Genomic DNA, 13,949 nt, shown 5'->3' on the forward strand with positions numbered 1-13,949 from the left:
GAGGGGGTTCGGCCCGAGTTCGGTCCGAGGGGGAACGGCTCAGCGGGCCGCGACGCCGACGGTGACGGGCACGCGCCGGAGGGCGTCCGGTGAGGGGCCGTCGGCAGGACGGACGGCCGGGCTCGCGGAAGCGGAGGAGACCCACGAGCTGGAGGAGCCGGGTGATCCGGGTGGTATGGGCGATCCGGAGGCGGCGGAGGAGGCGGCGCGGGCGCGGATGCGGCGGCAGACGGTGAGCGTCCAGTCGGTGCGCGCCCCGGCGGCGCGGTGTTCGGCGGCGGCGCACAGCAGGTCCCAGAGACCGGCAGCGCTCCATTCGGTGAACCGGCGGTGCACGGTCTGCCAGGAGGCGCCGAACACCGGGGGCAGCCGGCGCCAACTGCAGCCGGATCCCGCCACGAACACGATGGCGGCCAGCACCTCGCGGTCGTCGACCCGGCGCTGCCCGCCACCCTGTGGCCGTTTCGGCGTGGGCGGTATCGCCTCCTTCGCCAGGTGCCAGAGGTCGTCCGGGACGAGGCGTCCGGTGAGGACGGTCGGCGCGGGCGCGGGCAGGGAGAGGGCGAGGGGGCTCCGGAAGTCCGGCGCCGACGGGCGGGTGGATAACGCGGGTGAGCTCACTTCGTTTTCTCCGTAATCACGTGTGCACGCGGTAGGGGAAACGGGGGGTGCGCGTCGTTCTCCGGCCGGTGTCCACGGCGATGGGGACCGGGCCGGCGTCTTTCGGCAACTGCCTTTTGCCTGCCGGGCATTCGGGACGTGTGGCCCGAGATCCCGAAAGAGTGCCCTTTAATCGTTGGCCAACACAATGATGGATGTACCATCACAGAAGCGGCAATGTGATCCACGTCACCAAATGTTTTTCATGTCTCACTTGGTGGCACGTCCGCCAGGGAGGTCGTGGAAACCGACGGGGAACTCCCACGCCCCGCCGTCCGACCCCGTCACCGAGCGTGGCGCCTGCGGCCGGTCGCCGCCGACGCAGAGTGAACCCTCTTCCGAACGTACAAACTTGGACGGCGGCCAAGTGAGACGCCGGGCCGGATACCGTGGCGGCATGGTGCGACTGAGAGTGGAATTCACCACGGAACCGTTCGACCTCGACCGCCCGCCCCCGCACGCCGTCGTCGCCCGCGACGTGGTCCAGACGGCCGGCCTCGACCACGTGGACGTCGGCCCCTTCGGCAACACGGCCGAGGGCGGCGCGGAAGCGGTCCTCGCCGCCGTGGGCGAGCTGCTGCGCCGCTCGATCAGCGCGGGCGCGACGCGCGTCTCGCTCCAGGTGAACGTCCTGGACGCACCCGACGCCACCCCGGGGACCGGCCGGTGACGACCCCTCCCCCCGGCCCCTCCCCGGACGCCGACCGCTTCCGCGCCGCGGTGACCCCCCTGGTGGAGGCGATGGGCGGCCTCCTCCTCGACCCGGCCGAGGCCCTACCGGACGACGTGGTCCTCAGCTGGGAAGGCCACGAGGTCCTCGCCGTCCGCCTCCCCCACCTCGCCGACTCCCTCGACCGCATCCTCACCGACCTCGAACGCCGCCACGGCGCCCCCCTCGCCCGACTCGACCGCAAAACCAAGCAGTCCATCGTCCGCAACCTCGAAACCCGCGGCGCCTTCACCCTCCGCCACGGCGTGGAAAAGGTCGCGGCGGCGCTGGGGGTGAGCCGGTTCACCGTCTACAACTACCTGAATTCCCAAGACGAGCGACGCGCCATGGAGCGCGGGGAGCAGCGCTGAAGGTGGGTCCTTGAACCGCCCGGGCGCTCCGCGCGCGTCGTGGCGCGGCATGCTGCACCACGTTCACGGATAGATGAGGTGTGCAGAGCGCTCGGCCGGCAAACAGTCGGGGCGCTCGCGCCTCCTATCGGTTTGCTAAGGAGACGGGCAAGCTCCAGACATGCCCGTCTCGGAGGTAGACGGCCGGCCCACGGTGATCGACCTGTCGCCGATGGCCGTCCGAGCCGTCAGTAGTCTCCGCTTCGGCAGGTCGGGGCCGAACGCAGGATGACGCCCCGGTATGAGCCGGGGCTTCAGTGCCTCACCGCCTGGCTCAGGAGACCCCTCGGTGTGCTGCCCACGCCTGGGCTGCGTCCGCGAGTGCCTGCAACCACTTCTCCTGGGGGTGCTGGGCGGCGATGGCCCGGTGCATGCGCAGGTCGGCTGCGGCAAACGCGTCAATCGCCTTCGTATCCGCGTGAGCGAACGCGGTGCAGCGGGCCGCCCATCCCTCCGCCGACCGCGGGCTGTGGCCGGCGGAGACCAGTTGCACGACGAAACAGGCCGGGTCGATAAACGGGGCCCCGCGAGTGGGCCATGACCAGTCGATCAGCCACGAACCAGCATCCCCGACCATCACGTTGGACGGGTTGATGTCGGTGTGCAGTAGAGCGTCACCGCGGAAGAACGCCAACTCGTCTTCGCTTCTCACGTAGGCGTCCCATCGTTCTTCCTTCCAGTTCCGCGCTGCGCTGGGTGGCGCCAGGCTCGCCGCACGGTTGAGGAGGTCCACGGCGATGGGTAGGTCCGCCGAACCGGGTTCGAAGTCCGCGTCACGTCCCTCGATGACTTCGAACCCAAGAATGATCCACCCGGCGTCATCCCCTACGACACTCCACAGCACCCGGGGTGAGAGGGATTGTACGTACGGGTTGACCGCCCACTCCCGGAGAATGGAGTCTCGTCGCCCTCCTGGCCTATTGATCATGGCCTTGACGAAGAACGGCCCCATCTCGCTGTCGATGACCGCAGCGAAGTCGGTGGTGAAACCCTGCTTCGGGACATGGACTCGCCCGACTTCACCCGTGTATGGGTGGATGAGTTGCCGGAAATGCCCGTCGGGCAGCTCAGTCAAAACGACCCCTTTTCGACCAGGTCAGAACCTAGGCCGGCATGTAGTCGGCGTTCCCAAGCGGCACGCCGAGTTTGGTTCGCACCTCGGGTCGCACGGGTTCTTCGGGACGCAGTCCGGTCGGCACTCCTGGTTGTCCTTGTCCTTGTCCTTGTTCCCCCACCCCCAGACCTCACGGAGGGAGGAAACGGCCTCGGACAGTTCGGGGCTGTTCAGGATAGAGGTCAGCGGGGCGTCGTGGACGTTGCCGACACCCATCCAGGTCGAGAAGACGCAAGGGGCGACGGTGCCGGACGGGTCGACCACAGCCCGCCCGTCACCGCAACCGCCGCACAGGTTGGCTGCGTCCGGCTCCTGCTCCCCGCAGGCCCGTCCGAACTCGCGGATGCGGTCGGCTCCGATCCGGCTGACGCCGATCGACCTCAGGTCGGCCTTGGCCTCTTCGATGGCCTCCGAGTCGATTCCGACGATGCCCACTCGGATCGGGATGCCCAGGGCGAGCGCCTTGACGATGTTCGCGCGCGTCCTGGCGTGACTCGGGCGACCGGTGACCTTGTCGTGGTCCGGCGCCTTGCGCGAGTAGTAGGACGTTGCGAGGGACAGCCTTTCGCGCTGGAACAGGCGCCAGTGGACCGGCGAGACGTGGACGAGGTTGCTGTACACCTCGACGGCCAGACCGATGGTCAGGGCGTGGTCCACCAGCTCCGCGAAGTGCGGGTGCATGGACGGCTCGCCGCCGATGAACTGGACGTCGCGGACGCCGCCGGCAGAGGCCTGGTCAAGGACGCCGAGCCAGTCTTCACGGGACATGTCCCCGTGCGAACCGTCCGGCCCCGACGCGTTGTAACAGTGCAAACAAGAGAGCTGGCACTTACGCGTCAGATCCAGCCACAGAAATTCTACGTTGGTTTGTTCGATCGCTAACGCTTCGGTGGTCACTGACCTGCCCTTCCGCTCGTTGGTGTTTACGGCGCAGCCCTGGTTTTCTGCGCCGTTGCGCGATTGGACGGTGCACCGGTCGGGTTGGAGTTCAGCCACGAGCCAGCCGGACGGGCAACGTGGCCCGCTCACGACGACGCCACGGCATTGCGCACCGTCAGTGCCGCCGTAGAGGCCATCGCGCCACCCCTTCCGCAGCCATCCGATCTCGTCCCGCTCCCGGAGGGAGCGGTGGCTTGTGCGGGCCCACACGATCGCCGCGACCAGTTTGAGCAAAACGGGAGGGCCCTTCCCGTTTCGGCAAGCCTGAGCTCTCGACGAAGCGGGGCCCCGCCTGCCGGGCGATCTCCAGCGGAGTGAGGAGACCGCTGGCGCTACCCGCGGCAGCCGGGAGCTCAAGGACTTAGCGGCTCGTCAAGCCGCTCGGCCGGCAGTGGCTCCCCAGGCCCCGCAACAGCTCGTCGTGCTCGTTTCTGAGCGCCGAGAGGTGGAAGTTGTCCTCTGCCTTCTCGACCGCGCACAACTCCACCTGCAACTCCCTGAGTTCGCTCCGTTTGAGGTCACAGGGGATGCAGGCGGAGCTGGGCGACGTCCAGGGGCCGCTGCTGTGCGGCATCGAACAGCTCATGCGTCCTTCTGCCGACCGGTGGGGCAGGAACAGGGCGGGAGCCGCAGAGGCGAGTCAGCCGGCCGGTCCATGCGGGGGACGTGCGTCACCGCCGGACCGTACGACCGCCCGCTGTCCCGCGAGACCCGCAGCGTCAGGCGGGAACGCGGTTTCGGGTCAGCGCTCACGAACCCTCCGGGAGTAGGCCGGCGGCCCTCAACTCCGGTTTGGTGGCGATCCGGTGCTCGTCCTCCGGGCACGTCCACTCGACGCCGTCCGTCGAACACAGGATGACCTCACCCCACTTCCGGCGAACCACCTGGCCCAGGCGGTTGCGGCCGGTGTCCATGGCCCAGTTGCCGTATCTGACCACTACGCCCCGCCCCCCGACCGATCGCCGTGCTCGTCGCGTGCCATTTAGCCGCCTCCTCACCACTGCCGAGGACGCGGACGGCGGACCCGTCCCAGTCGATCAACAAGCCCCAATTCAGGCGCTCGATGAGGTGTGCCAGGCCGGGCGCCGACGGCGCCAGCTCGACCATGGAGTCGTACAGATCACGGCGTCGCCGGCGGTCCCCGGCGCTACGGTTCTCCGTCATAGCGCCCCCGGAGTCGTCCTCACGGTTTGTCGTCCATGACGGTAGGTGTGCGGTGTGACACTAACCATGGGCGTAAGAAGGGAGTTTGGAACGCGGCTGCATCGAGCTCCCATGTTCCATGGGAGTTACCCGGAAACGCCCAGGTGAGCGGCAACCTCCCGCATGTCCGCCGTGAGGGTGCGGCTACGTGTCTTCAGAATGTCGCCCATGACCTTGCGGGCCAGCGGCTGATGCCGCATCCATTCACCCCGTGTACGCCGTACGCGGATCAGCTCGTCCATCGCGTCTTGGTGAGCACCCAGCAGCGTGTGAGCGCTCGCCACAACAAGGCGATGCCGAACCCAGTTCGAGCCACTGGGCATTCCGATCTGCCTCCGGGCCCTGGCTGACAGGACGCCTTCGTCGGCTCGGTCCAGGACCTCCCGTGCGTCCGCGGAGTTTCGACTGACGAGGAGGATGTCCTCGACGCGCTTCAGCTCGGCCGTGATGGGGCCGACGCCGCCCCAGCTCCCCGGCCAGCTGTCGTCTTCACTTTCCATGCCGGCGACGGCCCTTGAGACCATCTTCCGAGCGTGCTTTGCTTCGTCGGGGCGGTTGTCGCGGACAGCCGCCGCGGCGGCGCGCATCCACAGTTCCGCCCAAACAGCCATTCGGGTCCGGCTCGCTTCAGAGATCTTGGGCTCTACCCGCTCGGCCGTGGCCACCGCCAGTGCGTAGCACTCTCCGAAACGATTTTGACGCAGCAGGAGCCACCCCATGCCCACGACGCCGATCGTCGCGAGATGCTGATGGCCGGCGGTCCTGGCCACCCGAATGCCCTCGGCTATGGCCATGTACGCGAGGTCGTACTGGCGCACCTGAGTGAGGTACTTGCCCGCGACGTACAGGGCTTCTGCGTGGATGGTCGCGGCTTGCCGCGCTTCCTCCCCCTCCGCTGTGGTCACAGCGGTCTGCGTCCGTTGGAGCAGCCCCGGGAGTGCTCGGGCAACCGAATCGAGTTCGCTGGCCCTGTAGAGGGACAGGGCGTGGGCGACCTGTTGACGCGCTCCGGCCGCCCCTCCATCCCCCGCAGGTGTCCCCACGGGCCCATCCAGGCCCAGCGGAGGCATCAGGATCGAGCGGAAGGCGACCAGGTTTCGGCGCGTAGCCTCATCACCCACGACCGGGGCCGGGCTGCCTGCGGCGAACAGCTCCGAGGTCGTTACCTTCAGCGCGCGGGCGAGGGTGTGCAGGGTCTCCGTCCGGGCGTCCCCGCCCTGCTCGACCTTCTGCACTGTCTTGACCGACAGCCCCGCCGCCTCCGCCAATGACTCCTGGCTGAAGCCGGCTGCGAGCCGGTATCGCTTTACGTTCGAGGCCAGTTCACTGGACATACGCTCACCTACTCTCTGAGCAGCCACGGTAGTACGAGGCCGCGGGCACTCCGGCGTCCTCACTCGAACATCTACCCAACTGGGGGGAGGCGATCAGCGGGCGGAGTGAGCCGGGTGGTCGGCGGTGTCGAGGTCGTCGGGGCGACCGTCGTCGCGTCCGGGTTCTCCCGGAGGACGGTGCCGGCCTACGCCGCCCGCCGCCCGCCGCCCGCGGACCCGGGGTGTCGGGGCGGCCTCGGCATCGGCCCCGTCCGGCTCCCGCCCCCGTGTCATCGCGCCGCCTCGCCCAGGGCGCGGCCCGGGCCGGCCGCCGCTCTCGGGGCTCCGATCCGCTCGCGGTGGAAGGCGATGTCGGCCATTCGCCGTTCCGGGCCCCGGCGGCGCAGGAGCAGATGGCCGGCGAAGGCCGCCGGGCCGAAGAACACCTGGGCGGGGATCAGCGCCGCGGCGTGCCCGGTGACCGCGCCGACGATGTGCAGGGCGGCCACCGGGGCCACGCCGCCGAAGAGGGCGACCAGCACGAGCCCGGTGCGCAGTCCCGCCTTCCCGTACGCCTTGTAGGCGGCGGTGGTGAAGAGGGCGTAGGCCAGCAGGTCGCCCATGCCGAGCACGGCGCCGAGGCCCTCCCCGACGCGCAGCCCGGCCGCGGGGGCGAAGGGGTAGCCCTGGACCGCGTCGGACAGTTCCTCGGTCAGGGGGACGACCCAGGCGAAGAACGCGTCGTAGGCGGTGAGCGCGAGGAGGAACCACGCGACGTTCCTCAGCCGCATCCCGCCCTGGACGTTGATGTTGGTGGCGGAGATGACGACCAGGCCGACGACGCAGCTGTTGGCGATCCAGTACGGCGCGGCGGTGTCGCCGAAGGCGAGGTGGGCGCCGAGCACGGCCGCGATCAGCGCGGCGATCAGTGCCCAGCGCAGCCTTCCGTCGCCGATGACGGGCTGGTAGCCGACGGACAGCCCGCCCGCGAAGGCCGCCGCGAGCACCGCCGGCAGGACCGGGCCGGGCAGCGTCAGGTAGAGGTACGGCAGCGCCAGGACGAAGCCCATCATCAGGAAGATGTCGGTGCCGTTGAAGACGCCGATCGGCGGCCTGGGGGTGCGGACGGTGCGGAAGTAGCCGACGGCGCCGACGCACACCGCGCATGCCAGGGCGCAGCTGACCGCGAGTTGGAAGAAGACCGTCATGCGTGGCTCCGGGTGAAGGTGTGCTCCAGCAGGTCGCAGCGGAGCGGAAAGCGCAGCGCCGCTTTCGTGTCGGCCAGCGGCAGGACGGTGACGTCGGCGTCGATGCCCTCGGCCCGCAGCCGTTCGGTCACGTCGGCCGCGCCGATTTCCCTGGAGGCGACCTCCACGCGCAGCCGGCCTTGGGCGGTGACCTCGGCCCGGTGGCGCAGCGGCCAGGGCAGGCCGGGGGTGCCGTCCAGCGCCTCCACGATGTCGCGCGGGGTGACGACGGCGTCGGCGGTGCGGTACAGCTGTCCGGCCTTGCCGAGGATGTGGGAGACCGCGGGGACCGAGGCGAGTTCGCAGGCGGGTTCGCCGTCCAGGGTGCGGACCACGTCACCGGTGTTGTACCGCAGGACGGGCATGCACTCCCGGTAGGGGAAGTACGGGGTGACCGTCAGCTCGCCGAGGCGGCCGGGCCCGGCGGGCTCGCCCGTCTCCAGGTCGAGGACCTCGGTGTACCCCATGTTGGGGTCGATGTGCAGGTGACGGTGGCTACAGGTCCGGCCGCTGACGGGCAGCAGCTCGGTCATCCCGAAGGAGTCACCGACGGTGCGTGCGCCGAAGGTCTCGCGGAAGGCGGCCTCCAGGTTGCGCGACAGCATCTCCCCTCCCGCGTAGACCGCGCGCAGCCCGAAGTCCCGTGGCCCGTAACCGCGTTCGCGGACGACGGTCACCATGCGGGCGAGGTAGCTGGGATTGCCGGTGAGCACCGTCGGCCGGGGGCCGGAGCGGCCGAGCAGGTGCTCGACGGACTCCTCGGGCGGGACCTGTCCCACGACGTGACAGGCGGCGTTGGCGAGGCGGCACACCTCGACGTCCTCCTGCACGGCGGCGGTCGCCCGCGAGCTGAGGTTGATCTGCATCCGGTCGCCGGGCCCGAGGTCGCCGCGGAGTACCAGGGACAGCGCGATCAGAGCGGGCCACAGCTCCATCTCGTAGCGGGAGAGCCAGACCTGGACCGGCGCGCCGGTGGTCCCGGTGGTCTGTGTCACCAGGTACGGGGCGCTGCAGAGGAAGTCGGCGGGGCGGGCGATCAGATCGGCCTTGCGCGTCACCGGGATGCGGGTGAGCGTCTCGGTCGTGATACCGGCCGGGTCCGTCCCGGCGAGCCGTTCCCGGTAGAAGGGCGAGCGCGTGGCGAGCCTGCGCACGGTGCGCTGGAGCGCCCGGTTCTGCAGGTCGCGGCGCTCGGCCGGATCGGTGAACGGTCCGTCGGCCAGCTCGTCGACGTCGTCGCCGAGCGAGCCGAACTCCTCCAGCGTGACGAGCGCGTCGGCGACCAGCCGTTCCACGGCCCGTACGTTCAGCCGCCGGCCGAACACCATGGCCATGGCCACCCGCACCTGCCGGACAGCCGTCTCCAGCACTGATGCCTCCCTCGCACCTCGAACAGGACGAAGGGGTGGGGGCGGCGGACCGCCCCCACCCCCGTGATGTACGTCAGCTGGCGGAACAAGTGCTGAAGAAGACGGCCGTCATCGCGCCCACGACGTACTTGAACTGCTTCGCGCTCGACTTGATGGCGCTCATAAGTGCCTCCCCTGTTTGCTGCGAGTGGACGTCCGCTCGACTCCCGCGGGAGTACCGGCGTTCCGCCCCTTGACGACAGACACAGTGGCGCGACCACCGCGCACGGGCAATGATCGGGTCCATTCAGCGGACCGCGGACCGAGGGGGAAACGCGACCGGGGGAGGGCCGTGGGCCTGCTGTGCACTTCGTCACCGGCGGAGGGCGTCACTGTGCAGACGTTTACTGTTCATCGAGCGGAGGCTGAAGTAGGTTCACCGCTGCCGGTGTTCGAGAACAAGGCGACGCAGCGCTGGCATTGGGCCCGTTCGCCGAGCCGGACGGGCGGCGTGCCGCGTCGACGACCACCAGGCGAAGGGTTCGAACGGGGGAGTTGTGGGGCCGTCCGATCGACGGCCCGGCATGAGAGGGGGACCCTCATGGCGAGATCCGGCGCTGAGGGACGCGGCGTGCTGGAAGGCGCGTTCGCACTCATGGAGGTACTCGCGCACGACGACGAGGTGGGGCTGACCCGGCTGGCGAGCGACGCCGCGCTGCCGAAGGCCACCGCCCACCGGCTGCTCGGGCAGTTGGTCGCGCTGGGCGCGGTGCAGAGTCACGAAGGCCGCTACCGGCTGGGCCCGCGGACGTTTCGGCTCGGGCAGTCCTGGCATCCGGCGCGCGCGCTGCGCGCCGCCTCGGCCCGGCCGTTGCGGGAACTCGCGGCGCTCAACGGTGAGGTGAGCCTGAGCCTGTCGGTGCCCGAAGGCGGACACATCATCGTCGTCGGGGGCATGCGGGGCGAGGTGGGCGAGGTCTTCCCGCTGCGCTCCGGGGCCGTCCTGCCGCCCGGCAGCGCGGCCGAACTGGTCCTGGCGGCGGCCGGCCCGGTGCCGGGGCGGCCCGCGGGGTGGACGGAGGCCGCCTGGGCGCGTGAGGTCGCGCGGATTCGGGAGCGGGGGCTCGCGTTCGACTACGAGCAGTGCGTGGAGTCGCTGTCGTGCGTGGCGGCTCCGGTGCACTCGGCGTCCGGCCAGGTGGTGGCCGCCGTCGCGGTGACCGCCCTGGACGCGAAGCTGATCCCTCCGCTGTGCGACGCCGTGAGCCGTGCGGCGTCGGTGATCAGCGGCAGGCTGGCCCGCCTGCCGGAGCCCGCACCCAGGCCCCGCAGGGCCGGGCCGGCCCCGAACCGGGCCGTGAAGAGCTTAGCGGGCGCGGCCGGTCGAGGCCGCTGAGCCGGCGGCCGGACTGTCCCGTGTGCGGTCGCCCCCGGGGTCCGCACCTCCACATCGCTCAAGTCGACTGCGAAAGCTCCCGCGGTGGCTGGGCCGCGGTGCCCGCCAGCAGTGCGTGGACGCGCCGCCACGCGTCGGCGGACGTGGTGCGATCGGTGCGGAGGAAGCCGTGTCCGACGCCGGGGTAGACGACCGTCTCGTGCGGTGTGCCGGCCTCGCGCAGTGCGTCCGCGATCTCGCGTCGCTGTGCGGGCGGGATGAGGTGGTCCTCCTCGCCGACGAGGAAGAGGACGCGTCCGGTGATCTTCGGGGTGAGCGACAGCGTCGGTTCGGGGCGGCTGATCGGGATGTCGGTGGTCGGCAGCCAGCCGCCGTAGAAGACGGCCACCGCGGCGAGGTCGAACTCGGTGGCCGCGAGGTAGGCGATGTGACCGCCCACGCTCAGCCCGACCATGCCGACGCGCTCGCTGCCGGTCGCGCGCAGGTGGTCGACGGCGGCGCCGACGTCACTGAGCACCTGGGCGCGCGTCATCAGCTCCAGCAGTTCGAAGCCCCGCTTCCGGCCCTCGGGGTCGCGGGGCAGTTCGCTTCCGGGAGCGGTCCTGTGGTGGAAGTCCGGCGCGAGGGCCACGAACCCGAGTGCCGCGAGCCGGTCGCAGACCTCGCGGACACCGGCGTCGACACCGAAGAGCTCCATGCCCACCAGGACGCCCGGGAACGGGCCGGGAGCCGACGGCCGGGCGACGTAGGCCCCCATCGCGGGACCGTCGCCCACCGGGATGTCCCGGCGTTCCGTACGGATGGGGTAGGACCCGGTCGTGCCGGAGTCCGTACTCGTGACGTTCATGCTGTTCATGGCGCCAACGTAGCCACGCCCTAGACTGGTATCCACAGGACGTTTTTCCTAGTAACGGAAGTACCAGGATGCCTCAGTCCACCTCCCGTGCAAGGGAGTTGGGAGAGCTGCTCCGCTCCCGCCGCGAGCGGCTCCGGCCGGCCGACGTCGGTCTGCCCGCAGGGACTCGACGCCGGACCCGCGGCCTGCGCCGTGAGGAGGTGGCCCAGCTCGCGGCTATCTCCTCGACGTACTACACCTACCTGGAGCAGGGCCGCGAGGTACGTCCCTCCCGGCAGGTGCTCGACGCGCTCTCGGCGGCCCTACGGCTCGACGCCGCCGAGCGGAGGCATGTCCACGAACTCGTCCACGGTGCCCCACCCGCCGAGACCCCCGCCGTCGCCGAAGCGCCGCCACCCGCCCTGGCCTCCCTCGTCGACCGGCTCGACCCCTGCCCGGCCTATGTCACCGGCCGGTGCTGGGACGTGCTGGCCTCCAACCGGGCCGCCCGAACCCTGTGGACCGACTGGCCGGCCCGGCCGCCGGAAGCCCGCAACCTGCTCTGGTGGATGTTCTCCGACCCCGCCGCCCGCCAGGTGATGGTGGATTGGCCCGCCGAAGCGTCCGCGCTGCTCGGCCGGTTCCGCACCGCCGCCGCTCGGCACCCGGGCGACCCCGGCTTCGGATCGCTGCTCGAACGCCTCCACGCGGTGAGCCCCGAGGTCAGGGAATGGTGGCCACAGCACCGGGTCATGCCGCTGAGCTCCGGCACCAAACGGCTGCGCCACCCTGCCCTCGGCGAGATCGAGTTGGAGCACGTCGTGCTCCGACTCGCCGACGACCCCGAGCAGAAACTGGTCACCTTCACCGCCTCGGACCGGGTCCAGGCCCGGATCTCCCGGCTGCTGGAGACGGACCGGGCCGAAGGCCCCTGACGACGCGCGGAGCCAGTAGGCCGGAGGCGAAGCCGCGCCGAGGTCCGTCCCCCTGGGTGGGTGCGGCAGGGCCACCCTCTTCACGGTGCCGGACCGTACGTTGGACGGCATGGACGACAACCGGTTGAGCGAATTCCTCCGCGCCCGTCGCGCGTTGGTGCGCCCTGAGGACCACGGGATGCCCGCGGGCGCGCGTCGTACCCCCGGTCTGCGCCGGGAGGAGGTGGCCGTTCTCGCCGGGGTGAGCACCGACTACTACGTGCGGTTGGAACAGGGACGCGAACGCAATCCCTCGTCCCAGGTCCTGCGGGCCCTGGCGGCGGCGCTCCTGCTGAAGGACGAGGAGGCCGCCTACCTGCGCGCCACGGTCGATCCGCCGCCGCGCCCACGCCCCCGGCCCGCCCGGGAGTGCGCCGGTCCGCAACTGGTGTCCTTGCTGGACGCCTGGGCGGGCACCCCGGCCCTGGTCTACGGCCGGTACCTCGACCTGCTGGCCGTCAACCCCCTCGGCGAAGCGCTGTTCTCCTGGCTCGGCGGCGAGAACAGCCTGATCACCGCCATGTTCCTGAACCCGGCCGCGCGGGACTTCTACCGTGACTGGTCCGTGGTGGCGCAGGGGTGCGTGGCCGCGCTGCGAGCCGCCAACCCCACCCAGGACGATCGGCGGCTGCGCGAACTCGTCGGCGAACTGTCCGTGTGCAGCGACGATTTCGCCCGCATGTGGGCGCGCCACGAGGTACGGGCCAAGACGGCCTCCGCCAAGCGGTTCCGGCACCCGACGGTCGGCGACCTCACCCTGGACTTCGAGACCTTCTCCGTCAACAGCGCCCCCGGCCAGCACCTGGTGGTCTACCGGGCCGAGCCCGGCAGCACCGCCGAGCGGTCGCTGACCCTGCTGGGCGACCTCACCGCCATCGATCCCCAGAGCGTTCGAATCACTCCCCAAAACGAAGGACACATCCCACATGAGCACCTCTGACACGTCCATCGACCGTCCCGTGTGGTTCATCACCGGCTGCTCCTCCGGCCTGGGCCGGGCCCTCGCCCATGCGGTGCTGGAACGGGGCTGGCGCGCCGTGGTCACCGCTCGGGACCCCGGCACGGTCGCCGACCTGGTCGCCGGGCACGGGGAACGCGCCCTCGCCCTGCCGCTGGACGTCACCGACGCGGACCGGATCGCGCAGGCGGTCGCCCGGGCGGAGGCGGCCTTCGGGCGGATCGACGTCCTGGTCAACAACGCCGGTTACGGGTACCTCGCCGCCGTCGAGGAGGGCGAGGACGACGAGGTGCGCGCCCTGTTCGACACCAACGTCTTCGGTCTGATCGACACCACCAAGGCCGTCCTGCCCGGCATGCGAGCCCGTCGCTCGGGCCACATCGTCAACATGTCGTCCCTCGGCGGCCTCGCCGGCTTCGGCGCCACCGGCTACTACCACGCCACGAAGTTCGCGGTGGAAGGTCTCTCCGAGTCCCTCGCCGCCGAGGTCGCCCCCCTGGGCATCAACGTGACGATCGTCGAACCCGCCGCGTTCCGCACCAACTGGTCCGGACCCTCCATGCGCCAGTCCGCCGTGGTCATCGACGACTACGCCCCCACCGCCGGCACCCGGCGCACCAGCACCTTCGCCACCTACGGCCACCAGCCCGGGGACCCCGCACGCGCCGCCCGGGCCGTCCTCGACGCCGTCACGGCCGAACGGCCGCCGCTGCGCCTGCTGCTCGGCAAGGCGGCGTACGACATCGCCACCGCCAGGCTCGACTCCCTCCGGACGGCCTTCGACGGCTGGCGCGAGGTGACGCTCGGCGCCGACTTTCCCGCGGAACGCGCGGCCGGCTGAC

The 13,949-nt window shown here is 70.7% G+C and carries 15 protein-coding genes; 6 read left to right on the forward strand and 9 right to left on the reverse strand.

Translation table 11 applies throughout. The features are described 5' to 3' along the window. Window positions 1-39 precede the first annotated feature (39 nt). Window positions 40-621, reverse strand: a complete 582-nt coding sequence (locus tag J7W19_RS33870) for a transposase (RefSeq protein WP_004942417.1) — start codon at window positions 619-621, stop codon at window positions 40-42. A 436-nt stretch (window positions 622-1,057) separates the two neighbouring features. On the opposite strand from J7W19_RS33870, the gene J7W19_RS25590 reads away from it, so the two are divergent. Both J7W19_RS25590 and J7W19_RS25595 read left to right on the forward strand, forming a co-directional pair. Beyond that, window positions 1,058-1,330, forward strand: a complete 273-nt coding sequence (locus J7W19_RS25590) for a thiamine-binding protein (RefSeq protein WP_078587881.1) — start codon at window positions 1,058-1,060, stop codon at window positions 1,328-1,330. A 71-nt stretch (window positions 1,331-1,401) separates the two neighbouring features. Next, window positions 1,402-1,740, forward strand: coding sequence for a helix-turn-helix domain-containing protein (locus J7W19_RS25595; RefSeq protein WP_078587893.1), 339 nt, complete (start codon window positions 1,402-1,404; stop codon window positions 1,738-1,740). 313 nt (window positions 1,741-2,053) lie between these two features. Here J7W19_RS25595 and J7W19_RS25600 read toward each other — a convergent pair whose 3' ends face one another. The 7 genes from J7W19_RS25600 to J7W19_RS25630 all read right to left on the reverse strand — a co-directional run bounded on the left by J7W19_RS25600 (window position 2,054) and on the right by J7W19_RS25630 (window position 8,965). Next, a complete protein-coding gene (locus tag J7W19_RS25600; RefSeq protein ID WP_004942422.1) occupies window positions 2,054-2,854 on the reverse strand; it encodes a hypothetical protein in 801 nt (266 codons plus the stop codon). Window positions 2,855-2,875: 21 nt separating this feature from the next. After that, complete coding sequence (locus J7W19_RS25605; RefSeq protein WP_201768209.1) at window positions 2,876-4,066, reverse strand: radical SAM protein; 1,191 nt, start codon at window positions 4,064-4,066, stop codon at window positions 2,876-2,878. 127 nt (window positions 4,067-4,193) lie between these two features. Next, window positions 4,194-4,418, reverse strand: a complete 225-nt coding sequence (locus tag J7W19_RS25610; RefSeq protein WP_078587883.1) for a hypothetical protein — start codon at window positions 4,416-4,418, stop codon at window positions 4,194-4,196. Window positions 4,419-4,581: 163 nt separating this feature from the next. Beyond that, window positions 4,582-4,770 (reverse strand): hypothetical protein, encoded by a 189-nt coding sequence (locus tag J7W19_RS25615; RefSeq protein ID WP_004942427.1) that lies wholly within the window; start codon window positions 4,768-4,770, stop codon window positions 4,582-4,584. A 351-nt stretch (window positions 4,771-5,121) separates the two neighbouring features. Continuing rightward, window positions 5,122-6,369, reverse strand: coding sequence for a helix-turn-helix transcriptional regulator (locus J7W19_RS25620; protein WP_004942429.1), 1,248 nt, complete (start codon window positions 6,367-6,369; stop codon window positions 5,122-5,124). 269 nt (window positions 6,370-6,638) lie between these two features. After that, a complete protein-coding gene (locus J7W19_RS25625) occupies window positions 6,639-7,556 on the reverse strand; it encodes a hypothetical protein (RefSeq protein ID WP_004942432.1) in 918 nt (305 codons plus the stop codon). After that, window positions 7,553-8,965 carry a phenylacetate--CoA ligase family protein gene (locus J7W19_RS25630; RefSeq protein WP_004942433.1) on the reverse strand — a complete coding sequence of 471 codons (1,413 nt, stop codon included), beginning with the start codon at window positions 8,963-8,965 and terminating at the stop codon, window positions 7,553-7,555. Before J7W19_RS25630 ends, J7W19_RS25625 begins: the two co-directional genes overlap by 4 nt. 580 nt (window positions 8,966-9,545) lie before the next feature. Here J7W19_RS25630 and J7W19_RS25635 point away from each other — a divergent pair. Continuing rightward, entirely contained in the window at window positions 9,546-10,340 is a 795-nt protein-coding gene (locus tag J7W19_RS25635) for an IclR family transcriptional regulator (RefSeq protein ID WP_051072541.1), read from the forward strand. Between the two features lie 58 nt (window positions 10,341-10,398). Here the strand turns inward: J7W19_RS25635 and J7W19_RS25640 are convergent, their stop codons facing one another. Then, window positions 10,399-11,196 carry a dienelactone hydrolase family protein gene (locus tag J7W19_RS25640; RefSeq protein WP_106429575.1) on the reverse strand — a complete coding sequence of 266 codons (798 nt, stop codon included), beginning with the start codon at window positions 11,194-11,196 and terminating at the stop codon, window positions 10,399-10,401. A gap of 68 nt (window positions 11,197-11,264) precedes the next feature. On the opposite strand from J7W19_RS25640, the gene J7W19_RS25645 reads away from it, so the two are divergent. The 3 genes from J7W19_RS25645 to J7W19_RS25655 all read left to right on the forward strand — a co-directional run bounded on the left by J7W19_RS25645 (window position 11,265) and on the right by J7W19_RS25655 (window position 13,948). After that, the gene (locus J7W19_RS25645; protein WP_040888999.1) at window positions 11,265-12,110 is read left to right on the forward strand and encodes a helix-turn-helix transcriptional regulator; all 846 of its coding nucleotides are present in this window, start codon (window positions 11,265-11,267) and stop codon (window positions 12,108-12,110) included. Window positions 12,111-12,219: 109 nt separating this feature from the next. Then, complete coding sequence (locus tag J7W19_RS25650) at window positions 12,220-13,089, forward strand: helix-turn-helix domain-containing protein (protein ID WP_051072542.1); 870 nt, start codon at window positions 12,220-12,222, stop codon at window positions 13,087-13,089. Continuing rightward, window positions 13,076-13,948, forward strand: a complete 873-nt coding sequence (locus tag J7W19_RS25655) for an oxidoreductase (protein ID WP_004942442.1) — start codon at window positions 13,076-13,078, stop codon at window positions 13,946-13,948. Before J7W19_RS25650 ends, J7W19_RS25655 begins: the two co-directional genes overlap by 14 nt. The last annotated feature ends 1 nt before the right edge of the window (window position 13,949 follow it).

The sequence above is a fragment of the Streptomyces mobaraensis NBRC 13819 = DSM 40847 genome (assembly GCF_017916255.1).
GTDB lineage: Bacteria > Actinomycetota > Actinomycetes > Streptomycetales > Streptomycetaceae > Streptomyces > Streptomyces mobaraensis.

Coding starts and splice junctions, on each gene's coding strand:
- J7W19_RS25645 (WP_040888999.1), top strand. CDS start 11,265: ATGCCTCAGTCCACCTCCCGTGCAAGGGAGTTGGGAGAGCTGCTCCGC.
- J7W19_RS25595 (WP_078587893.1), top strand. CDS start 1,402: ATGGGCGGCCTCCTCCTCGACCCGGCCGAGGCCCTACCGGACGACGTG.
- J7W19_RS25650 (WP_051072542.1), top strand. CDS start 12,220: ATGGACGACAACCGGTTGAGCGAATTCCTCCGCGCCCGTCGCGCGTTG.
- J7W19_RS25610 (WP_078587883.1), bottom strand. CDS start 4,418: ATGAGCTGTTCGATGCCGCACAGCAGCGGCCCCTGGACGTCGCCCAGC.
- J7W19_RS25655 (WP_004942442.1), top strand. CDS start 13,076: ATGAGCACCTCTGACACGTCCATCGACCGTCCCGTGTGGTTCATCACC.
- J7W19_RS25625 (WP_004942432.1), bottom strand. CDS start 7,556: ATGACGGTCTTCTTCCAACTCGCGGTCAGCTGCGCCCTGGCATGCGCG.
- J7W19_RS25635 (WP_051072541.1), top strand. CDS start 9,546: ATGGCGAGATCCGGCGCTGAGGGACGCGGCGTGCTGGAAGGCGCGTTC.
- J7W19_RS25590 (WP_078587881.1), top strand. CDS start 1,058: ATGGTGCGACTGAGAGTGGAATTCACCACGGAACCGTTCGACCTCGAC.
- J7W19_RS25640 (WP_106429575.1), bottom strand. CDS start 11,196: ATGAACAGCATGAACGTCACGAGTACGGACTCCGGCACGACCGGGTCC.
- J7W19_RS25620 (WP_004942429.1), bottom strand. CDS start 6,369: ATGTCCAGTGAACTGGCCTCGAACGTAAAGCGATACCGGCTCGCAGCC.